The sequence below is a fragment of the Pedobacter sp. TM02 genome (assembly GCF_059705275.1).
In genome coordinates this window covers 1362798-1385829 of the sequence record NZ_AP046530.1, presented here as the reverse complement: position 1 = coordinate 1385829, position 23032 = coordinate 1362798, and the positions used below count along the sequence as shown (strand labels likewise).

Genomic DNA, 23032 nt, shown 5'->3' with positions numbered 1-23032 from the left:
ATTAACGTTTAATTAAAACCCATCCTTTTATCGTGCTGCTGGTATTGCCTTTTATCAGCTTAATGGTATAGTAATAGGTACCTTCGTTCAGGTTCTCGCCATTCCAATTGTTTTGGTAGTTTTTGCTATAGTATACCTGGTTGCCCCAACGGTTGTAGAACTCAACTTCAGCCCTGTCATAGCTTGGCAAGCCTACAATGACAAAGTAGTCGTTTTTGCCATCACCGTCAGGAGTGATCACGTTAGGGATAAAGAAGCCTTCAACAGTTACTTCAACATTGGCTACGTTGGTCCAGTTGCCATAGGCATCTCTTACGCGGTAGGTGAAGGTATCTTTTCCGGTGAAGCCACTGTTTGGCGTATAGGTAATGGTACCATCGCTATTTACCTTAACGGTTCCGTTTTTAGGCTGACCGATGATTTCTACCTTGGTAGGATCTAGTTCGGCGCCATCTTTCACGTCGTTTTTGATTACTGGAATAACTACCGGTTTGTTGAACTGGGTTTTATCAGCATCATCAAGCGCTTTCGGATTGCTGGCCACTACCGTGATGTTCACAACCGCCGGATTTGAAGTTTGTCCGTTGGTATCTTTTACGGTATAGGTAAAGTCGTCGGCACCTACATAGCCAGGGTTTGGCGTATAAGTTACCGTACCATCGGCATTAACGGTTACCGTACCATGTTTAGGCTGTACGGTAATGACCACGCTGGCCGGAACAATTGGCGTGCTACCTGCCACATCGTTGGTTTCGATGGCAATTTTAACCGGATCGTTCTGACGCGTAGTTGCATTATCGTTGTTGGCTACCGGTGGTTTGGCCAAGGCGGTTACCGTAGGCGTATCATTGGTAGCTGTGGTACCCGATTGGTCGGTTACTGGTTTGTTGGCCGGATCGGTTGCGTTAACAAGTGCCTGGTTAGTTACATTGCCTTTTGCAATATCTGCTGCTGTAATTACATAAGTTCTTACCACAGTTGTTGAGGCGCCAGGGGCCAATGTACCTGCTACATTAATTGCACCTGCACCCAGTAATGGATCGGTTAGCACCAGGTTGCCCAAGGTTACGTTACCGGTGTTGGTCATGGTAAACGTATACTCAATTGGATTACCCAATACAAACGCTCCTCCTACTCCGGTTCCGGTGTTGGTTACCTTTTTAACCAAGGCAATTGCACCGGTTTGTACCAATGGTGTAACAGTACAGGTTGGACAGGCTGGTGTTGGTGGCGTAAGCGGATAGTTAGGGTCGGCCGGTGCCACTGGCGTTGGATCGGTAGAAGTAACCGTAATGGTATTGTTTCTTGGATCTTTTGCCGAAGCTGTAGCCAAGTTGAATACGCCACGGTTATCCAAATCGGCCTGCGTAATTACATGATAAGCAGTAAAGGTACTGTTATCAATTGCACCTGGTGCCAACGAGGCAATCGGTCCACCTACTACGGTTGCATTTGGATCGTTAATGGTAACATTAGTCAGGGTGACGTTGCCCGTATTGGTTACTTTAAAGGTATAGTTGATGCGGTCGCCTACATTCACCTTGCCATCGGCATTGGTATCGTTGTATACGCCATCCTTAGTTAAGGTCATGCTGCCTGTCTGTACGATTGGAGTTACCGTACAGGTTGGACAGGCAGGAACTGGAGGCGTTACCGGATAGTTAGGGTCGCCAGGGGCAACAGGCGTTGGATCGGTTGAGGTAACCGTTACATCGTTGTTGCGTGGATCCTTGCCTTTGGCCGTTGCGATGTTGAACACGCCACCGTTATCAAAATCGGCCTGGGTCAACACGTGGTAAGCCGTAAAGGTGCTATTATCACTTGCGCCTACTGCCAAGGTAGCTATCGGGCCACCAGTTACCACCGCATTGTTATCGGTAACCGTGATGTTAGTCAGCGTTACGTTACCGGTGTTGGTTACTTTAAAGGTATAGTTGATGCGGTCGCCGATGTTCACCTTGCCGTCGCCGTTGGTATCGTTGTAGGTACCTTCTTTAGCCAAAGTCATGCTGCCTGTCTGTACGATTGGTGTTACCGTACAGGTTGGGCAGGCCGGTGTTGGCGGCGTTACCGGATAGTTAGGATTGCCTGGCGCCAACGGTGTTGGATCATTGGATGTTGTTGTTACATCGTTGTTGCGTGGATCCTTGCCTTTGGCCGTTGCCAGGTTGAACACTCCGCCGTTGTCGATATCGGCCTGGGTCAACACGTGGTAAGCCGTGAAGGTGCTGTTATCGCTTGCGCCCGGCGCCAAAGAGGCAATCGGACCGCCTGCTACGGTTGCGTTGTTGTCGGTTACGGTTACGTTGGTTAAGGTTACGTTGCCCGTGTTGGTTACCACGAAGGTATAGTTGATGCGGTCGCCCGCATTTACCTTGCCATCAGCATTGGTATCGTTGTAGGTACCTTCTTTAGCCAAAGTCATGCTACCTGTCTGTACAATTGGCGTAACGGTACAGGTTGGACAGGCAGGAACTGGAGGCGTTACCGGATAGCCAGGGTCGCCAGGGTTCAGTGGCGTTGGATCATTCGAGGTAGTTGTTACATCGTTGTTGCGTGGATCCTTGCCTTTGGCCGTTGCGATGTTGAACACCCCGCCGTTGTCAAAATCGGCCTGGGTCAATACATGGTAAGCCGTAAAGGTACTGTTATCACTTGCACCCGGCGCCAATGAGGCGATTGGTCCACCCACTACAGTTGCGTTGGCATCGGTAATGGTTACATTAGTTAAGGTTACGTTGCCGGTATTGGTTACTTTAAAGGCATAGTTGATGCGGTCGCCAATATTCACTTTGCCGTCGCCGTTGGTATCATTGTAGGTACCTTCTTTGGCCAGGGTCATGCTGCCTGTCTGTACGATTGGTGTTACCGTACAGGTTGGACAGGCCGGCGTTGGAGGCGTTACCGGATAGCCCGGATCGCCAGGGTTCAGCGGCGTTGGATCGTTCGAGATAGTTGTTACATCGTTGTTGCGCGGATCCTTGCCTTTGGCCGTTGCCAGGTTGAACACTCCGCCGTTGTCGATATCGGCCTGGGTTAATACATGATAAGCCGTGAAAGTGCTGTTATCGCTAGCTCCTACCGCTAATGAAGCGATTGGCCCGCCAGCAACAGTTGCATTGGCATCGGTTACGGTTACGTTGGTTAAGGTTACGTTGCCGGTGTTGGTTACTACGAAGGCATAGTTGATACGATCTCCCGCATTTACCTTGCCATCGCTGTTGGCATCTTGATAAACGCCTTCTTTAGCCAGAGTCATGCTGCCTGTCTGTACGATTGGTGTTACCGTACAGGTTGGACAGGCCGGTGTTGGCGGCGTTACCGGATAGCCCGGATCGCCAGGATTCAGCGGCGTTGGATCGTTCGAGGTAGTTGTTACATCGTTGTTGCGTGGATCCTTGCCTTTGGCCGTTGCTGTGTTGAACACCCCGCCGTTGTCGATATCGGCCTGAGTCAACACGTGGTAAGCCGTAAAGGTACTGTTATCGCTGGCTCCTACCGCTAACGAAACGATTGGGCCACCTGTTACCACGGCATTGTTATCGGTAACCGTAATGTTAGTCAGTGTTACGTTGCCGGTGTTGGTTACTACAAAAGTATAGTTGATGCGGTCGCCCACATTTACCTTGCCATCACCGTTGGTATCGTTGTACACACCATCTTTGGCCAGGGTCATGCTACCAGTCTGTACAATCGGAGTAACCGTACAGGTTGGACAAGCCGGAACTGGAGGCGTTACAGGATAGCCAGGATCGCCTGGATTCAGTGGCGTTGGGTCGTCTGAAGTGGTGGTGATGTCATTATTTTTTGGATCTTTTGCTTTAGCTGTTGCAATGTTAAACACGCCACCATTATCAAAATCGGCTTGGGTCAATACATGGTAAGCCGTGAAAGTGCTGTTATCGCTTGCGCCTACAGCCAACGAAGCAATCGGACCACCCACTACGGTTGCATTGGCATCGGTAAGGGTTACGTTGGTCAGCGTTACGTTGCCCGTATTGGTTACTTTAAAGGTATAGTTGATACGGTCGCCGATGTTTACTTTGCCATCGCCGTTGGTATCGTTGTATGCACCTTCTTTGGTCAAAGTCATGCTGCCTGTCTGTACGATTGGTGTTACCGTACAGGTTGGACAGGCCGGTGTTGGAGGCGTTACCGGATAGTTCGGATCGCCAGGGGCAACAGGCGTTGGATCGGTTGAAGTAACGGTTACATCGTTGTTGCGTGGATCCTTGCCTTTGGCCGTTGCCAGGTTGAACACACCGCCGTTGTCGATATCGGCCTGGGTCAACACGTGGTAAGCCGTGAAGGTGCTGTTATCGCTTGCGCCTACAGCCAAGGTCGCTATCGGGCCACCAGCTACGGTAGCATTGTTATCAGTTAAGGTAATGTTGGTCAAGGTTACGTTGCCGGTGTTGGTTACCACAAACGTGTAGTTGATTCGGTCGCCAACGCTTACCTTGCCATCGCTGTTGGCATCTTGATAAACGCCTTCTTTAGCCAGACTCATGCTACCAGTCTGTACGATTGGTGTTATGGTACAGGTTGGACAGGCCGGTGTTGGAGGTGTAATTGGCGTATTTGGATCGCCAGGTGCCAACGGTGTTGGATCGGTAGAAGTAACCGTTATATCGTTGTTACGCGGATCTTTGGCTTTGGCAGTAGCCAAGTTGTACACACCGCCGTTGTCTAAATCGGCTTGGGTTAATACATGGTAACCGGTAAATGTTGTATTGTCGATTGCACCTACAGCCAAAGTAGCTATCGGGCCACCGCTTACGGTTGCGTTAACATCGGTTACGGTTACGTTGGTCAAGGTTACGTTGCCGGTGTTGGTTACTACAAAAGTATAGTTGATGCGGTCGCCCACATTTACCTTGCCATCACCGTTGGTATCGTTGTATACCCCGTCCTTGGCCAGGGTCATGCTACCTGTCTGTACAATTGGCGTAACGGTACAGGTTGGACAGGCCGGCGTTGGAGGCGTTACCGGATAGTTAGGATCGCCTGGGGCCAACGGCGTTGGATCATTGGATGTTGTTGTTACATCGTTGTTGCGCGGGTCTTTACCTGTTGCGCTTGCCAGGTTGAATACACCGCCATTGTCTAAATCAGCTTGCGTCAATACATGGTAAGCAGTAAAGGTGCTGTTGTTGCTTGCGCCCGGTGCCAACGAGGCAATCGGACCGCCCACTACGGTTGCGTTGTTGTCGGTTACGGTTACGTTGGTCAGCGTTACGTTCCCGGTATTGGTTACCACAAAAGTATAGTTGATGCGGTCGCCAACATTCACTTTACCATCGCCATTAAAATCGAAGTAACTGCCTTCTTTAGCCAAAGTCATACTACCCGTTTGCGTAACTGGAGTTACGGTACAGGTTGGACAGGCCGGCGTTGGAGGCGTTACCGGATAGCCTGGATCACCAGGATTTAAAGGCGTAGGGTCGTTTGAAGTTCTGCTTACATCGTTGTTGCGTGGATCTTTACCAATAGCCGTTGCCAAGTTGAACACCCCGCCGTTGTCGATATCGGCCTGGGTCAATACATGGTAAGCGGTGAAAGTGCTGTTGTTGCTTGCGCCCGGTGCCAAAGAGGCAATCGGACCGCCAACTACGGTTGCGTTGTTATCGGTTACGGTTACGTTGGTCAAGGTTACGTTACCAGTATTAGTTACTAAGAAAGTATAGTTGATGCGGTCGCCCACATTAACCTTGCCGTCGGCATTGGTATCGTTGTAGGTACCCTCTTTGGCCAGGGTCATGCTGCCAATTTGTACAATCGGAGTTACCGTACAGGTTGGACAGGCCGGCGTTGGAGGCGTTACCGGATAGTTTGGACTAGCAGGTGCCAATGGCGTTGGATCGGTTGAGGTAACGGTTACGTTATTGTTTCTAGGATCCTTAGCCTCCGCAGTAGCTAGGTTAAACACCCCGCCGTTGTCGATATCGGCCTGGGTCAATACATGGTAAGCGGTGAAAGTGCTGTTGTTGCTTGCGCCCGGCGCCAAAGAGGCAATCGGACCGCCCGCTACGGTTGCGTTGTTGTCGGTTACGGTTACGTTGGTCAGCGTTACGTTGCCCGTGTTGGTTACCACGAAGGTATAGTTGATGCGGTCGCCCACATTTATTTTACCATCAGCATTGAAATCGTTGTATACCCCGTCTTTGGCCAGGGTCATGCTGCCTGTCTGTACGATTGGCGTAACGGTACAGGTTGGACAGGCCGGCGTTGGTGGCGTTACCGGATAGTTAGGATCGCCTGGCGCCAACGGCGTTGGATCATTGGATGTTGTTGTTACATCGTTGTTGCGCGGGTCCTTGCCTTTGGCCGTTGCCAGGTTGAACACCCCGCCGTTGTCTAAATCAGCTTGCGTCAATACATGGTAAGCGGTGAAGGTGCTGTTGTTGCTTGCGCCCGGTGCCAAAGAGGCAATCGGACCGCCCGCTACGGTTGCGTTGTTGTCGGTTACGGTTACGTTGGTCAGCGTTACGTTGCCCGTGTTGGTTACTACGAAGGTATAGTTGATGCGGTCGCCCACATTCACCTTGCCGTCGGCATTGGTATCGTTGTAGGTACCCTCTTTGGCCAGGGTCATGCTGCCTGTCTGTACGATCGGAGTTACCGTACAGGTTGGACAGGCCGGCGTTGGAGGCGTTACCGGATAGTTAGGATCGCCTGGCGCCAACGGCGTAGGGTCGTTCGAGGTAGTTATTACGTCGTTGTTGCGCGGATCCTTGCCTTTGGCCGTTGCCAGGTTGAACACCCCGCCGTTGTCGATATCGGCCTGGGTCAATACATGATAAGCGGTGAAGGTGCTGTTGTTGCTTGCGCCTGGCGCCAAAGAGGCAATCGGACCGCCCGCTACGGTTGCGTTGTTGTCGGTTACGGTTACGTTGGTCAGCGTTACGTTGCCCGTGTTGGTTACCACGAAGGTATAGTTGATGCGGTCGCCCACATTAACCTTGCCGTCGGCGTTGGTATCGTTGTAGGTACCCTCTTTGGCCAGGGTCATGCTGCCTGTCTGTACGATTGGAGTTACCGTACAGGTTGGACAGGCCGGCGTTGGTGGCGTTACCGGATAGCCAGGATCGCCAGGATTTAAAGGCGTAGGGTCGTTTGAAGTCGTGGTTACATCGTTATTGCGCGGGTCCTTGCCTTTGGCCGTTGCCAGGTTGAACACCCCGCCGTTGTCGATATCGGCCTGGGTCAACACGTGGTAAGCGGTAAAGGTGCTGTTGTTGCTTGCGCCCGGTGCCAACGAGGCAATCGGACCGCCAGCAACGGTTGCGTTGTTGTCGGTTACGGTTACGTTGGTCAGCGTTACGTTGCCCGTGTTGGTTACCACGAAGGTATAGTTGATGCGGTCGCCCACATTAACCTTGCCGTCGGCGTTGGTATCGCTGTAGGTACCTTCTTTGGCCAGGGTCATGCTGCCTGTCTGTACGATTGGTGTTACCGTACAGGTTGGACAGGCCGGCGTTGGAGGCGTTACCGGATAGTTAGGATCGCCTGGCGCTAACGGCGTAGGGTCGTTTGAAGTCGTGGTTACATCGTTGTTGCGCGGATCCTTGCCTTTGGCCGTTGCCAGGTTGAACACCCCGCCGTTGTCGATATCGGCCTGGGTCAATACGTGGTAAGCGGTGAAGGTGCTGTTGTTGCTTGCGCCCGGCGCCAAAGAGGCAATCGGACCGCCCGCTACGGTTGCGTTGTTGTCGGTTACGGTTACGTTGGTCAGCGTTACGTTGCCCGTATTGGTTACCACGAAGGTATAGTTGATGCGGTCGCCCACATTCACCTTGCCGTCGGCGTTGGTATCGTTGTAGGTACCCTCTTTGGCCAGGGTCATGCTGCCTGTCTGTACGATTGGTGTAATGGTACAGGTTGGACAGGCCGGCGTTGGAGGCGTTACCGGATAGTTAGGGTCGCCTGGCGCCAACGGCGTTGGATCTGTTGAAGTAGCACTTACGTCGTTGTTTTTAGGGTCTTTACCTACAGCCGTAGCTGAGTTGTAAACACCGCTATTATCCAAGTCTGCTTGGGTAAGCACATGATATCCGGTAAAAGTACTATTATTGCTCGCACCAGCAGCCAAAGTGGCAATTGGCCCGCCAGTTATCGTGGCATTTACATCGGTTAGTGTAATATTGGTTACCGGAACAGTACCCGTATTGGTTACCACGAAGGTATAGTTGATGCGGTCGCCTACATTTACCTTGCCGTCGGCATTGGTATCGTTGTATACCCCGTCTTTTGCAACAGTAATTTCTGCTTTGTAAACTGTGATGTTTACGGTAATTGGATCAGAATCTACGCCATCAGGTGTTCTTAAAATATAGGTGTAGCTATCTGGGCCAACATAATTATTTGATGGCGTATAAGTAATGGTACCATCAGGATTAACCGTAATGGTTCCATGGCTCGGGTCGGTGCCTTTCACCACAGTTGTTCCGATACCACTTGCGCCGTCGTTTGCTGTTACCGTAGTGGTTACGGCCGTATTGATAGGCGTGGTATCCGTATCTGTAGCCCCTACCGGCTTGATAATGATTTCGAAAGTCTGCGGTGCAGAAGTGTCAACACCTCCGTTTGCAGTTCCTCCGTTATCATGAATTTGAACAGTTACCGTTGTCTTGCCATATTTATTTGGTGCTGGCGTATAGGTTAAATTCCCTGCCGCATCAATGGCTGGCTGTGTAGTGAATAAAGCATTGTTATTGTTGCTTACGATAAAATTCAACGCTTGGCCACTTTCATCAGCTGGACCAGCATTTAATGCCGTTGCCCAACCGTTTACAGTTTTAACTACTGCTGTAGAACTTATGGTAATGGTTTGGTCGGCTCCTTTGGTAAATGAAGGTGCATCGTTAACAGGATCAACGGTTATGGTTAAGGTACTGGTAGAAGTTACCGTTCCATCGCTAACGGTATAAGTAATTACATCAACCGGGCCATTATAATTGGCCAAGGGTACAAAAGTATAACTGCCATCGGCATTAAGGGTAATTGTACCTTTTCCAGCAATAAGATGCGAAGTACCTGCGGTATAATCTATACCACCGATAGTATATTTGGTTACAGTTAAGGGATCGTTATCTGCATCAGTATCATTAGCCAGTACGCCATTAGCCGCACTTACCGTCAGTGTTGCGTCCTCATTGGTCGATTTGACATCTGGATTGGCAACTGGTGCAACATTGGTTGGAATTACATTTAAGGTCAAGGTACTGGTTGTTGTCGCCGTACCATCAGTTATCGTATAAGTAATTACATCAACCGCACCTGTAAAGTTGGTTACCGGTACAAAAGTATAGCTACCGTTGGCATTAAGGGTAATGGTTCCTTTTCCTGGGATGAGATGTGAAGTACCTGCGGTATAGTCGACACCACCAATGGTGTATTTGGTTACAGTCAAAGCATCTCCATCTACATCGCTGTCATTTGTCAACACACCACTGGCTGCCACTGTTAAGGTGGTGTTCATGTTGGTGCTGTTCACATCGATATTGGCCACAGGAGGCGAATTGGTAATGGTTACACCGGCAGCAGTTTTGATGTTATTACAACCTACTCCACTCGGATTACCATTACACTCGGTATCAACGTTGCCCGAGAAGGTTGGCGTACTTTCATCGGTAGCATCTGGATCGGCAATATCAGCTGGCCTTAAAATAGTTGCCCTTGGCGTAACTGTTGTATTTTTTAAAGCCTGTCCGATGGTACCTGTAATCACATACGTGGCTTGCGAGCCATTGGTCATGCTCAAAGTAGCCGTATATTTGGTCGCAGTTGTTACCGGCGAAGTTGCCACTACGGTACCTGTATTGGTTGTTAAATTAACCGAATTGATGGTAAAACCTGCCGGATATTCAAAGCCAAAGGTTGCTCCTGTTACGTCACTAACACTTTGTGCATTTTGTAAGTTTTTAATCACGATGGTATAGGTTACCGTATTGCCTACCTGTTGCGTAGTTACCGAAGGCGTGATACTGGTTACCTCTAAATCGGCCTGATAAATGGTGGCACTGATGGTTTGTGTTACCTCATTACCTTCCACGAAGGAATAGGTATCCAGCGCCCTGTTATTTCCCCAATCTGTATCTCCAGCCCCGCCATTATTACTGTTTTTACCAAATTTATGGCCATTAGTAGTACTTGAAACACCATTTACACCAAAAGTTGGTTTTGTTGGAGATGATGGCGTCGCACTGGCACTGTTACCTGTAGTATTGACATCGCTATCGTCCCAATAAACGACATCCTTACCAGGGACAACCGTATAGTTTCCATCAGTAGTTAATTGCTCGGTAATAATACCATTTGGATTGATTTCTACGTCGATGAAGGGAAAATGCACCTCTGCGCCAAATAGTTGTACCTTAATGGTATTTAAAACCGTTCCTGGTGGCGTGGCCAAACCAGCTGTAATAGGGTCGGCTACAGAAGCCCCCGCTTTTCCATCCCAATAAACCTGATTCGTTCCGGCAACACAGCTGCCAATCAGTACCCTGTCTATAAAATTGCCGTTACCCGGTATAGTTATTTTATATGAACCGGCCAAGTTAGACGTAAAATTGACATAGGCTCCTTTAGAACTCACATAAGTGGCCGATCCCTCTACCCCCAAAAAGGAGATATTAGATACAGTAGGAAACTGCGGACTTGCCGCCTTTACCCAGGTTGTTGCTCCTTGTGCCGTAGACGTTTCGGGCAACTCATTGGAAGGCTTTGCATAAAAGAGTTTATGGGTAATATTGAGTCCATCATCCGTTTCATTTGGGTTTTTTACATTTGGATTGGTGGAAGAGTTTAAACTTTTACGCGTTGAAGTACCTGTACCGTTTGCACCTGTAGTATACCCCCTATTATTCGCAAAAAAAGTAAAACCTACGCCTACTTGCCCATTGCCACTTACTTGGTAAGCAAATCCATCTTTGGTCAATACATAAAGCTTACCATAAAAACCGCCTGTTGCTGAGTTATAATCGTTAACAATATGTGCATTGAATACGTTAGTATAGGCTCTTCCCGATTTAAATGGATAGGTAACCAAATCTGTTTGCGCGGCTGCTGCCGATCGTACCGTTACATCCCAGGCCAAAATTAATGGCTGATTAGAAGGTTGCTCTGATGTATTGGTTGCTGTCCAACTGGCATTTGCACTTACCGTAGGTACACTTGGATTTCCACTGAAAGTAACATTTGGAGAAATGAAGTCTATTTCAAAAATACCGTCAGCTCCAGTTGTATTCTGTATTACAAAAGGGGTATAACCTCCTGATGCTGGTAATGCTCCGGCTAATTCTTGTGCTCTCGTACCAATACGGCCGGTAGATGTGCTATTGCCAGAACTACTATTATAGTTATCCCTGTTTGCATTAGGAACCGTACTAGGATTAAACACATTGATTGTTCCCCCACCTATACCTTGAGCACTCGAGCCCATATAGATATATTCGTTATTTTTCACGAATACTTTTATGGTGCCGCGACTTTGAAATGGCCAGCTACCTGTATTCGCCGAACCAGATGAACTTAAAAGCAAGGCCCTTCTGCCACTGGCACCACTTGGGTATAAATCTTTTGACCCATCTGCAAACACATTTGATGAACAGAATGTAGCTAAAAGGAAAATAAATGAATAGAGAATTCGTTTGTAAAGTTGTATCATATTCAAACAGCGTTTTATATCTATTATAAACTCGTCGCAAATATGTAGGCGCAAAGGCCTAAAAAACGAGTCATCCGTGCGGCGTGGACATCATGCCGCACGGATGATACATCGCAAATCAACATCGCTATAAGGGCTTAAAAAAGGCTCGAAGCTGAAATAAAGATACCTTGTCTGAAAATAGGCGAACCAACGAGCGGGCTTGGGCGCCACAAGGCAGAAAGAGTGGCATTATACCTCGCAAGCCAAGCAAACTGTTGCAAACAGCATAGCCAAACAGTCCAAAACAGCAAAGTGACTTACGGAGAACTTGCTGCACATCGATAGAGAAGAAGAATAGATTATACTGACTAGGACTTGATACGATCTCTGTACTCGGAAGGTGTACAGCCTTTGATTTGTTTGAACTGCCGGTTAAAAGAAACCTTTGCATTAAAGCCGCTTTTTTCGGCCAGCTCTTCCAAATTCATATCCAGCGTTTCGTTATCCAATAATTTGCAGGCATAATTTACCCTGCATCCATTGATAAACTGATAAAAAGTTTGCTTCAGTTGCATGTTAAACACTTGCGTAAGGTGGTGGTTCGGGATTTTCAGGTGGTTGGCAAGGCTGCTCAACGAGAGCGAGGTATCTAAAAAAAGTTTATCTTCTTCCACGGCGGCAACCAGCCTCTTTTGATAGGCCAGCAACTGTTCATGGTTAAGTGGAGAGCGTTCGTATTTTATGTTTTGGCGCCCTACTTCCCTACCGTAATCGCCAGGCATTGCCAACGCGCTTCTTTTCAACAGCTTATTTAATGTATAGTTAAAAACCGTGAGGATGAATATGAGCATACAGGTGTAAACAATGATCCGCAGCAAATAAACGGCATTCGGATTGTGAGTTACCTGCCCCGAAAACGATAGAATCATCATAATCGTAGCCAGGAAGAGCAAAAACACCCGGCCAAAAACAAACATCAGCAGCTTATCTCTAAACTGTCCGAATATTCTCCTGCTCGAAAATACCGAATACAGGGTATAGCCCAAAAAAGAAAGGGGGCCTATTCGATACAGCTGCTGATAAAAAGTTTGATGAACTTCTTCAGTGTTCTTGACCATTCCGAACATCAAGGCCAAAAACAAAAGACTAAAAGCGATAAAGGGTGCAGTATGTAACAGCACTTTCCAAGGCGGCAATAACCTATCGCGTAAGGCAACAATACCAAAGTACAAAATGGGGCCATACATAAGAATAAACGGTGCAATTTTGTTCTTCCATAGCTCCTCCGGATAAAAAACCTCCATACTAAAAGCATAAAAGCTGTTAACAAAAACATAAAAAATAGTCCACAGCAATATTTTATTGAACAGGTTTTTAACCAGCGACCGGTAAGCCAAATAAAAAGTAATGGCAGCCACCAGGCTCACACTAAACAAAATTAAAGGGATAAGAGGAGACTGCAATACCAGAGCCAAACGCATCAGCATAATCAAAAAAAGAAAATTCGACCAGGTAAGGCTAGGCGCTTTGCCGTTCCAACTGCAAAAGGTATTCTGAAGGCGTAAAGCCGGTACGCTCCTTAAAATACTTATTGAACGAAGTTTTTGAATTGAAACCGCAAGAATATGCCAAAGATTCTATTTTGAGCCTTCCCTGGTTGCCACTTAGCAATTCTATGGCATATAGAATTCTGTAATCGGCCACAAAATTATGGAAGCTGCGTTCTAAGTAAACATTGAACAGCTGCGAAAAGTAATGTTTGGGTATGCCCAATTCCTTCGCCAGAAAATCGAGCGACAAGCTCGGTTCCAGGTAAACACGGGTATCTTCAAAATAATTGACAATGCGTTCCTTGTATTCGTTGGCTTGCTCATCGGCCAAGGCAGAATTTTTATAGCTTTTAAACTGCAAGCTGTCTTCCAGTTCGAGAAGTTTTGCCTTGATGGCATTTTTATCGCCCACCACCCAATACCAGCCAATGGCGATATTGATAAAAACCAATAAGCCATAGGCAAAATAGCGATAGTCGAAGCCCATATCTATTTTGGCAATACCCCAACCAATAACCATGAGGCTAACCAAAATGGCAATCAGGATATACAAGGCTGCTATGGTAACCAACAAGATATCGGCATCGGGCTTGTTTATGGTGTTCGACTTCCAAATTTTGGCCAACACATGTACGCTATAAGGAATGAGCGACAGGATAATGATGCCATAGGAGTTTTGGTAAAACGTAAAAGCATAGCTTCCCCAAGGGTTGTTCATATCGGTAGTAAGCGCTACAACCAAATAAAACAAGCTAAACCCCATAAAAGGCACTAGGTGGAGGCTGTCTTTAAAGGTAATGCTTAGAGGCTTGTTAATAAGCGAGCGGTAGGCACAATACAACAAGGGGCCGAATAATAGCCAGCTCGGATTCCACATGTTAAACGCAGCCTTAATGCCTCCATCAACCCAATCAAACTTATAGACGATATTGAGGATACCTAATACAAAAATCAGGGTTGTGAGCAGACGAAAGTCGTTTCCCAGCCTATTTAGGCGGAGAACCCACTTAGGGTAATTTAGTTTGAGCATAATATATTAAGGATGTAAGACAAAAATACAATTTCTAATTAATTAAAAATTAATTTTTTCATCCAAAACACGCCCATTGGTTACAATCAGGTAAAAACACCTGATTAAAACAGCCTTTTTTATTATTAAACCTGTATTTTAACTTAATTGTTACGAAAAAAATCAAGTAACCATTTCATTCATAACCCTATGCCTCAGCCATGTTAAGCCCAAACAATAAGCCGGCTGGCTTGTTTTGATAGCAAAAGAGAACTTATGAGATCGATTTGGAAAGGCGCTATCGGCTTCGGCCTGGTTAATATTCCCGTTAAGCTTTATTCGGGCGTACAGAACAGCAACCTCGATTTGGATATGCTCGATGAACGCGACCATGCCAAAATCAGGTTCCAGCGTGTAAATGAAGATACTCACAAAGAAGTACCTTACGAAAAGATTGTACGCGGCTATTTTTTAAAAGACCGCTACATCATACTCGACGAACACGATTTTGAAGAAGCCGCTCCTGAAAAAAACAAAATAATCGAGCTCGAAAATTTTGTGGACATCCAAGAGATCAGTCCGGTTTATTACGAAACCTCTTATTACACCGAACCCGAAAAGCAAGGCGTTAAAGCCTATGCCCTGTTGCTCAAGGCCCTCGAAAAATCGAAAAAAGCCGGTATTGCCCGTTTCGTACTGCGCAATACCGAAAACCTGTGTGTTATCCACCCCTTGGATGGCGTTATCGTTGTAACCAAAATGAGGTTCCAGGAAGAAATAAGGGATACGAAAGACTTGAAAAAAGTTGACGACAGCAAGATTAGCAAGAAAGAAATGGATGTGGGCCTAGCCCTGATCAAACAATACAGTTCCAATTTCGACATCAGCGCTTTTAAAGACGAATACCGTGCAGAACTGCTTAAAATTATCAAGGCAAAAGCCAAAGGCAAACGCGTGGTAGTGAAGAAAATGAAGCCTCAAAAGGCCAGCAGCGATAACCTGTACGACCAATTAATGAAAAGTTTAGGTACTAAGCAACAGGCATAGCGCGATAATACTCCCTGCCTACGGCTCCTTAAGCGTTGGCGTTCAGTGCTTTCATAATTTTCTTCAGGTCAATACCCTTGCCTAAAACCGGCTTAAAAATATCGCCCATGGCTTCTACCCGCTCCACGGCATTAAAAATGGTAAAATCTTGCATCTTCAGTCCTTTTTTCACTTCGTCCCAATGCAAGGGCATAGATACCGTAGCGCCCGGCTTTGGCCTTACCGAATAAGGTGCCGCAATAGTAGCCTGGGCCCTGTTCTGTAAAAAATCGAGGTACATTTTCCCCTTTCTGTCGGCTACCGTACGTTCTAGACTAGTATAAGCAGGTAATTCGCGATGCACCAGGTTTACAATGATGCGCGCAAATTCTTTCGATTGCTCATAAGTATACTTTGCTCCAAGCGGAATGTAGATATGCAGCCCCGTAGAACCGCTCGTTTTGCAATAACTGGGTACACCCATGCCATCGAGCACTTGTTTGGTTACCTGCGCAGCCTCTATAACTTGGTCGAATGAATTTTTATCAGGATCCAAATCAATGATGCACCAGGTTGGATAATCCGGTTTTTTGATGGTGCTGTTCCACGGGTTCATTTCTATGCAGCCTAAACCGGCCATGTAAAGTAAGGTAGCCTCGTTGTTGCCGAGCAAAAAATGCTTGTCTTCGTCGCTGTCGCCACTATGATATAAATAGGTATCCATCCAATCGGGTACCTTGCCGGTAACGTCTTTTTGGTAAAAGCTATGGCCGGTTATGCCATTTGGAAAGCGGTTGAGCGATTGGGGCCTGTTTTTGAGGTAAGGCAAGAGGTAAGGGGCCACCTGGTAATAATAATTGATTAATTCGCGCTTGCTGATTTGCTCTATGGGCCAAAATAGCTTTTTCAGGTTGGTAAACTTCAGTTGGTGTGTGCCAATCTTCTTAACCTGGGTCTGTTCGTTTGGGTTGAGCAGCGTTTTGCGCCTGCTCCCTTTAATGGGCTTAGCCAGCTTATCGGCAATTTGCCCTTCAATCACTTCCTTAGTCTCTTTTTCCTTTTCCAAAGTTACCTCCTTCGCTTTTTTATCTTCTCGCATACCTTCAAACGAAGGGTGGCGCATAAGGCCATAGCTGGTCATTTCCGTGAAGCTCACTTCCCCTATCAGCTTAGGCTTGAGCCAGGTAGCTGTGGCATGGGGTGGATTTGGCCTAAAGCGGCTAGGCTTGTTTACATTGGGCTCGGTATCGAACGACGGTTGGTCTACCACCAATGGCTCAAAGAGCCGCATCATTTCCCGTTGTGTTTTGAGGTTAAATCCGGTTCCTATTTTGCCAGTATAAACAAATTTACCTTGCTCAAAAACGCCAACCAATAATGCGCTGAACGGCTTGCTGGTGCCCTCATTCCTGGTATAACCGCCAATAACCACCTCCTGCCTCTTATTGGCCTTTATTTTTAGCCATTTTGTTGTGCGATGGCCGGTTTCGTAAAGGCTATCTTTATGTTTAGCCATGATGCCTTCCAAGCCTATTTTTTTGGCGGCCTCCAAAAATTCGGTACCTGAAGTTTCGAATGCTTGGCTAAACCGGATCAGCTGATTTGAAGGCACCAGCTGTTGCAACAGCTTTCTGCGTTCGGTTAATGGCAGCTCTTTCAGGTCGTGGCCCTCATACCACAATATATCGAACACATAGTAGATCAATTCGCCGTCGGCTTCGCTGCGCCAGTTTTGCAAAGCGCCAAAATTAGCCATGCCTTTTTCGTTTACTACTACGATTTCGCCATCAATTATGGCATTGATGCCCCATTCTTTTAAGGCTTGGTAAACCGGATAGAACTTCTCGTTAAACGACTTGTCGTTCCTCGATTTCAGCTCCAATTTATTTTTGTTCATGAAGGCCAAAGCCCGATAGCCATCCCATTTTATTTCGTATAGCCAATTCTCATCGTCAACGGGCTTATTAACCAAGGTAGCCAACATAGGCTTAACCGAATCGTAAAAAGGCGCTTTACGCGCATTTTTAAATTGTATTTTTAAAGGTTTGGCTTGGCGGGGCTTGGCCTCGGCCTGTACTTTTTTGCCCACCGTTTTGATGGGGCCTTTGGTGGCTTTTTTTGTGGCTTGGCCATTAATGGTCGTGCTTGTTTTTTCTACCTGGGCTATTGTTTTTTTAGAAAGCACCGACTTGTTTTTTTTGAGGATATCGGCCGTACTTGCATACCGATCTTCGAGTTTCATCAGCAACCAGGCATTCTCTTCCTTTCCATGGGTCTTAACCAGGGCATATTCGCCTTTTAGTTTTTTGCCTTTTAGCCTGAATTTGATTTTGTGGGCATGGAGTTCGTGCAAAAGCTCTTTTTCCTGTTTTTTAACATCTTTTTCATGCAGGTCGACTGGTTCGTAGGTGCCTTCGTCCCAAACAATAACCGTACCCCCACCGTATTCGCCTTGAGGAATGATGCCTTCAAAACTGCGATAATCGTAGGGATGATCTTCTACCCTCATGGCCAATCGCTTTACTGTTGGATCGGTTGATGGGCCTTTAGGCACTGCCCAGCTCTTGAGCACACCGCCCATCTCTAGCCGAAAATCGTAGTGCAGGTGCGATGCCGCATGCTGCTGAACAACAAACCGCAGTGCTTTGCCATTGCTACGGCCACCCTGAGGTTCGGTGGTTTTGGCAAAAGAGCGTTTCTTTTTATATGCCGCTAAACTCATGATTGATAAGGGTTAGATCTCTTGTGTAACAATCTGTTTTTTAAAATGTTTAGCTAAAACGGTTGTTAAAATTATCCAAACATTTTTAAACCAGGCCTGTTTTTTTGAATGCACCATTACCCTATTGTTATGAAAAAGCAGGAACCACCCCAAAAGCCCGATACTCAATATGAAGTACCGCCTTTTCCTCAGCAAAAGCAGCGGCCACCAGGCAAGGAAAAGGCCATGCAGCCTCTGGCCGACCATGGAGAAGAAAGCTATAAAGGCTGTGGCAAATTAATGGGCAAAAAGGCCATCATCACTGGTGGCGATTCGGGAATTGGCAAAGCCATTGCCATTGCTTTTGCCCGCGAAGGCGCCGACGTGCTGATCAGCTACCTAAGCAGCGAGGAAACCCAAGACGCACAGGATTCGGCTAAATATGTAAAAGAAGCCGGCAGAAAAGCCATATTGGTAAAAGGCGACATCAGCAAAGAAAGCCATTGCCAAAAAATTGTAGCAAAAGCCGTCAAGGAATTCGGCCAGATTGATATTTTGGTAAACAATGCCGCTTTTCAGATGGCGAGGGAAAGTTTGGAAGCCATACCAACCGAAGAATGGGTCAAAACTTTCGAAACCAACATCCACTCCATGTTTTACCTGAGCAAAGCCGCCGAACTTTACATGAAAAAGGGTAGCTGTATCATCAACACCACTTCGGTCAATGCCTATAACCCTAGTCCTCTACTGCTACCCTACGCCGCTACCAAAGGCGCCATACAGAATTTCACGGCCAATTTGAGCCAAATTTTGCTCACTGCCGGCAAGGGCATCAGGGTAAACGCAGTTGCTCCAGGTCCCATTTGGACGCCATTGATTCCTTCTACCATGCCTGATCCCGAAAAATTTGGACAAGATACCCCCATGGGCAGACCTGGCCAACCCGTTGAAGTAGCACCTGCCTATGTATTTCTGGCCTCAGACGAAGCCAGCTATATTTCGGGCGCCACTATTCCGGTAACCGGAGGCAGGATCACCATTTAACCCTAAAATTTTAAAGCGATGAAAGACAAGCCAAAACCCAACCCTAAAAAACCGGTTCACGATGCCAAAGGCAAGGCCAGCTTTGACCAAAATGGGCAAGGTTCGGCGCCAAAATACGGGCAGGCCGGAGATACACCCAACGAATCGGGAAAAGGAATGGATCGGATGGCTAAAGGAAAAGCCAAGTCCTAGCCCAAAAGATACCCTATTTACGTTGGACTAAAGACTTATTAAGATGCCTTCAGCTGTGATCCGATATTTCAAATACGACGAGCAATCGCATACCCTCAAGATCACTTTTGTAACGGGCATGGAATACCATTACACAAACGTGCCCGAAAAGGTTTTTCAGCTATTGAAGGCCGCAGGTTCAAAAGGGCGTTATTTTAACCAGTACATCAAAGACAAGTTCAAGTTTAAAAAAATTAGCAATTAGCCAGCCATGCCAGAGGGACCATCTATTGTAATTTTAAGGGAATTGATAGAAGACCTGCACCTTAAAGGCAAGCCGGTACTCGAAGTGGGTGGCAATACAAGCTTAGACAAGAACCGGCTGATTGGTCAAAAAGTAACCGATTTTAAAAGCTGGGGCAAGCATTTTCTGATTTGTTTCCAGGAGCTTACGCTTCGGATCCATTTGATGCTTTTCGGCACTTACCGCATCAACGAAAGAAAGGAAAGCAAGCCAAGCATCAGCCTTGTATTTGCCCATAACGAACTCAATTTCTATACCTGTTCGCTGCAATTTATAGCAGGCGACCTCCATAAGGTTTACGATTGGAAAGCCGATGTAATGAGCGATGAATGGGATGCCAAAAACGCGCTCAAAAAGGCAAAAGAAAAGGGAGAAACCCTGGTTTGCGATCTTCTATTGGACCAGCATATTTTTGCAGGTGTTGGCAACATCATCAAAAACGAGGTGCTTTACCGCATCAAGGTGCATCCGCTAAGTACGGTAAGTGCATTGCCCCTGGCCAAACTCAAGCTACTGGTTAAGGAAGCACGCAATTACAGCTTCGATTTTTTGGCATGGAAAAAAGCGTTCGTACTTAAAAAGCATTGGCTGGTTTATAAGCAAAAAAAATGTCCAAAGGGGCATGCCCTATCTCAAGAGCAACATTTGGGAAAAACCAACAGGCGAAGCTTTTATTGTCCCCAATGCCAAAAAAAACACATTTAATCTTGCTTCATTAAAATTAACCAACATGATGACATCCCTTAAAAAATATTCATTTTGGTACAGAAACGGCCTTACCTTAGTGTTTATGACCTTATTTATCTTTGCCTTGGGCGCACAGGCATTGACAGGTTTCCACGTACACAACCAAGACCTGAAAGAGGCTGGCTATCCGGCCATAGCTTTGGGCACTTACCTGCGTTCGGGACATTTCCTATCCGCCACCTTCGAGAACTTTGAAAGCGAATTTTTGCAAATGGCGCTTTATGTGCTCCTCACCATTAAATTGAGGCAAGTGGGATCTGCCGAATCCAAATCCCTGTCGGAAAAAGAGGAAGTAGACCGCTTGCCCCAAAAAGGCAGGCATGTGCCTTGGCCGGTAAAAAAGGGTGGTTGGATTTTAAGACTTTATCAAAATTCGCTTTCCATTTGCTTTGTAGCATTGTTTTTGGCTTGCTGGTGCCTTCATGGCTACGGCAGCTGGCAGGAAAACAACATTGAACAGCAAATCAAAGGCCTGCCCAGACAATCGATACTCGATTACCTCTGCAACGCTCATTTCTGGTTCGAATCCTTTCAGAATTGGCAAAGCGAATTCCTATCGGTAGCCAGCATCGTTTTCTTCACCATTTACCTGCGCCAAAAGGGCTCGCCCGAATCGAAACCCGTAGATGCACCCCACTTCGAAACGGGCAAGTAAGCAGAAAACACAAACATTAAACCCCATAAGATTGTTATTATTCCTAACAACAACAAACCAGACTTGATCCAATTAACAGCTTGCCCCTCTTTCCGTTTGGCATGAAGGCCAGGAAGCTTTCGGCTTAGGCAAGCATAAAATGAAAAACGATGGGAAAAATCAAAAACCTTATTGCAGGCTTTACCGGAGCCATCGCCCTTTACATGTTGCACGAAGCAATCAGAAAACAGGGCGATAATGTGCCATACATTCACTTGCTGGGCGAAGATGCCCTAAATAAAGGCTTAATGGCCGTTGGCGAACCGATAATGAACGAAAACACGCTTTACGAGGCCACCTTGGCCACAGATGTGGTAAGCAACGCACTTTATTATAGCCTGATCGGCACAGGCAAGTCTAAATACATTTGGCCAAAAGCCCTAGGCCTGGGCCTGAGCGCAGGCATTGGCGCCATTAAACTGCCCGAAGCTACACGCGTGGACCATGCACCTGTGGCTCAAAATGCCCAGGTAAAGGCCTTAACAATTGGCTATTATGTTTTTGGCGCCCTGGTTACTGCCCTCACCTTAAAAATGCTAAAATAATGGCGAAAACAACGCATACAAATAGAATTTCCACCTGCAACTGACCTAACCCCAAAATCCCAAACGCATGATGAGACTTCCCATACAACGCAAACACATTAAAGTATATCCGGATCCGAAAAGGGTAATTGCGAGGTTCTTCTTTAACGGCGACGATCGCGGTCGCGATGTCATCAATAAAATCCTGACGCTGAGCAACGAGCAGGTATTCAACATTATCTCGCCCTTGCTACAGGAATATTCCAAAAGGCACCGTAACATTACCAAGCTGTTGCTCAGGCATTGCAAAAAGCTAAAGCCTTTGTTCGAAAAAATGGAAATAGACTACAAGGAACTCGAAGAACACAGGCGCCTGCTGATTGGTTCGTACTTCACCCACGAATATTCTATCGAATCGGCGGCCTTTTTCAATCCTTCAATCATCGAAGACCCAGACCAAAACGACCTCGAAGAAGGAGAAAAAAGGCTGATTATCAGTTTTAGGGCCGTGGGCGAAGGGCATATCTCCTCCATCGTTTTTAGGCGGGCCCTCATCGATCGGCATAACAACATTACGGTAATTCCGGTGGGCAACTATATCGACGAGGCCGAAATCATCAGAAATGCAACCTACAACAAAAAACTGTTTTTAGAAAAGGGCCTGATTTCTTTGATCAATAAAGATGTGCTGGAGGAACTGAATACCAAACTGGCCGATCAGTTTGATTACGCCACGCTTAAACAAGTGATTGCCGAAACGCAAGACAAGCAACCCGATCCGGCCAAGGACATTGAACTGGAAAAGGTGCTGTGGCTCTCCGATTCTTATTACGAAATCATCTTTTCGATGGATACCGATATTTCCGACCGTGTAATTTTCCCGATTTCAGAATTTGAGCGCAAGGGAATTGAAGATGCAAGGTTTACCAAATTCATCAGCGACGACGGTTCGATTACCTATTATGCCACTTATACGGCCTACGATGGGCACATCATCATCCCTAAACTATTAAAAACCAAGGATTTTTACGATTTCACCATTGGCCCATTGTTTGGTGCCGGTGCCCAAAACAAGAACCTGGCGCTTTTTCCACGCAAAATCAATGGCAAATACGCCATGCTGTCGCGCATTGATGGGGTGAACAACTATATCATGTACTCGAACAAAATCAATGTTTGGGAAAACCCCATCAAGTTGCAGGAGCCTCTATACAGTTGGGAATTTGTGCAGGTAGGCAATTGTGGCTCGCCCATTGAAACCGAAGAAGGCTGGCTGGTGATTACCCATGCCGTTGGTCCGATGCGCCGCTACTGCCTCAGCGCCAGTCTGCTCGATTTGGATGACCCAACCATAGAAATCGGGCGCTTGTCCGAACCTTTGCTCATCCCTAATCCCGACGAGCGCGAGGGCTATGTACCCAATGTGGTGTATTCTTGTGGCGGCATTATCAACAATGGCGAACTGATCATTCCTTACGGCTTATCCGATTACTCATCGTCTTTTGCTTCTGTAGACCTGAAAAGCCTGTTAGATCGGCTTAAGGCATCTCCAGCTATTTATTAATTTCAAGCCCATTGCCTGCAGCACAGCAATAAAAAAGCCATTGTTACT

12 protein-coding genes are annotated in these 23032 nt (G+C 46.8%); 8 read left to right on the top strand and 4 right to left on the bottom strand.

The annotated features are described in order from the left end of the window. Position 1: 1 nt before the first annotated feature. From AC6H1S_RS05905 to AC6H1S_RS05895, 3 genes are all read right to left on the bottom strand, one after another. The gene (locus tag AC6H1S_RS05905) at positions 2-11467 is read right to left on the bottom strand and encodes a CLIPPER-2 domain-containing protein (protein WP_497565502.1); all 11466 of its coding nucleotides are present in this window, start codon (positions 11465-11467) and stop codon (positions 2-4) included. A 551-nt stretch (positions 11468-12018) separates the two neighbouring features. Then, positions 12019-13077, bottom strand: a complete 1059-nt coding sequence (locus AC6H1S_RS05900; protein ID WP_497565501.1) for an AraC family transcriptional regulator — start codon at positions 13075-13077, stop codon at positions 12019-12021. 91 nt (positions 13078-13168) lie between these two features. After that, complete coding sequence (locus AC6H1S_RS05895; RefSeq protein WP_497565500.1) at positions 13169-14230, bottom strand: helix-turn-helix domain-containing protein; 1062 nt, start codon at positions 14228-14230, stop codon at positions 13169-13171. Between the two features lie 255 nt (positions 14231-14485). Between AC6H1S_RS05895 and ku the strand changes: the two genes are divergently transcribed. After that, on the top strand, positions 14486-15256 hold the full coding sequence (gene ku / locus AC6H1S_RS05890) for a non-homologous end joining protein Ku (RefSeq protein ID WP_497565499.1): 771 nt from the start codon (positions 14486-14488) through the stop codon (positions 15254-15256). Positions 15257-15284: 28 nt separating this feature from the next. Here the strand turns inward: ku and ligD are convergent, their stop codons facing one another. Continuing rightward, the gene (ligD, locus tag AC6H1S_RS05885; RefSeq protein ID WP_497565498.1) at positions 15285-17957 is read right to left on the bottom strand and encodes a DNA ligase D; all 2673 of its coding nucleotides are present in this window, start codon (positions 17955-17957) and stop codon (positions 15285-15287) included. 129 nt (positions 17958-18086) lie between these two features. Here ligD and AC6H1S_RS05880 point away from each other — a divergent pair, with 129 nt between their 5' ends. From AC6H1S_RS05880 to AC6H1S_RS05850, 7 genes are all read left to right on the top strand, one after another. Beyond that, positions 18087-18980: an SDR family oxidoreductase gene (locus AC6H1S_RS05880; protein ID WP_497565497.1), complete on the top strand. Its 894-nt coding sequence runs from the start codon at positions 18087-18089 to the stop codon at positions 18978-18980. Positions 18981-18998: 18 nt separating this feature from the next. Continuing rightward, complete coding sequence (locus tag AC6H1S_RS05875) at positions 18999-19172, top strand: hypothetical protein (protein WP_497565496.1); 174 nt, start codon at positions 18999-19001, stop codon at positions 19170-19172. Between the two features lie 43 nt (positions 19173-19215). Beyond that, positions 19216-19416: a KTSC domain-containing protein gene (locus AC6H1S_RS05870; protein ID WP_199141612.1), complete on the top strand. Its 201-nt coding sequence runs from the start codon at positions 19216-19218 to the stop codon at positions 19414-19416. Positions 19417-19422: 6 nt separating this feature from the next. After that, complete coding sequence (locus tag AC6H1S_RS05865; protein ID WP_497565495.1) at positions 19423-20160, top strand: DNA-formamidopyrimidine glycosylase family protein; 738 nt, start codon at positions 19423-19425, stop codon at positions 20158-20160. Positions 20161-20185: 25 nt separating this feature from the next. Beyond that, entirely contained in the window at positions 20186-20857 is a 672-nt protein-coding gene (locus AC6H1S_RS05860) for a DUF6766 family protein (RefSeq protein WP_497565494.1), read from the top strand. Positions 20858-21006: 149 nt separating this feature from the next. Then, positions 21007-21441 carry a hypothetical protein gene (locus AC6H1S_RS05855; RefSeq protein WP_497565493.1) on the top strand — a complete coding sequence of 145 codons (435 nt, stop codon included), beginning with the start codon at positions 21007-21009 and terminating at the stop codon, positions 21439-21441. Positions 21442-21511: 70 nt separating this feature from the next. Beyond that, positions 21512-22984 carry a glycoside hydrolase family 130 protein gene (locus tag AC6H1S_RS05850; protein WP_199141617.1) on the top strand — a complete coding sequence of 491 codons (1473 nt, stop codon included), beginning with the start codon at positions 21512-21514 and terminating at the stop codon, positions 22982-22984. Positions 22985-23032 lie beyond the last annotated feature (48 nt).

Excerpts from the sequence above, each read along its gene's own strand:
- AC6H1S_RS05895 (WP_497565500.1), bottom strand. The coding sequence starts at position 14,230 with ATGCTCAAACTAAATTACCCTAAGTGGGTTCTCCGCCTAAATAGGCTG.
- ku (WP_497565499.1), top strand. The coding sequence starts at position 14,486 with ATGAGATCGATTTGGAAAGGCGCTATCGGCTTCGGCCTGGTTAATATT.
- ligD (WP_497565498.1), bottom strand. The coding sequence starts at position 17,957 with ATGAGTTTAGCGGCATATAAAAAGAAACGCTCTTTTGCCAAAACCACC.
- AC6H1S_RS05880 (WP_497565497.1), top strand. The coding sequence starts at position 18,087 with ATGAAAAAGCAGGAACCACCCCAAAAGCCCGATACTCAATATGAAGTA.
- AC6H1S_RS05875 (WP_497565496.1), top strand. The coding sequence starts at position 18,999 with ATGAAAGACAAGCCAAAACCCAACCCTAAAAAACCGGTTCACGATGCC.
- AC6H1S_RS05870 (WP_199141612.1), top strand. The coding sequence starts at position 19,216 with ATGCCTTCAGCTGTGATCCGATATTTCAAATACGACGAGCAATCGCAT.
- AC6H1S_RS05865 (WP_497565495.1), top strand. The coding sequence starts at position 19,423 with ATGCCAGAGGGACCATCTATTGTAATTTTAAGGGAATTGATAGAAGAC.
- AC6H1S_RS05860 (WP_497565494.1), top strand. The coding sequence starts at position 20,186 with ATGATGACATCCCTTAAAAAATATTCATTTTGGTACAGAAACGGCCTT.
- AC6H1S_RS05855 (WP_497565493.1), top strand. The coding sequence starts at position 21,007 with ATGGGAAAAATCAAAAACCTTATTGCAGGCTTTACCGGAGCCATCGCC.
- AC6H1S_RS05850 (WP_199141617.1), top strand. The coding sequence starts at position 21,512 with ATGAGACTTCCCATACAACGCAAACACATTAAAGTATATCCGGATCCG.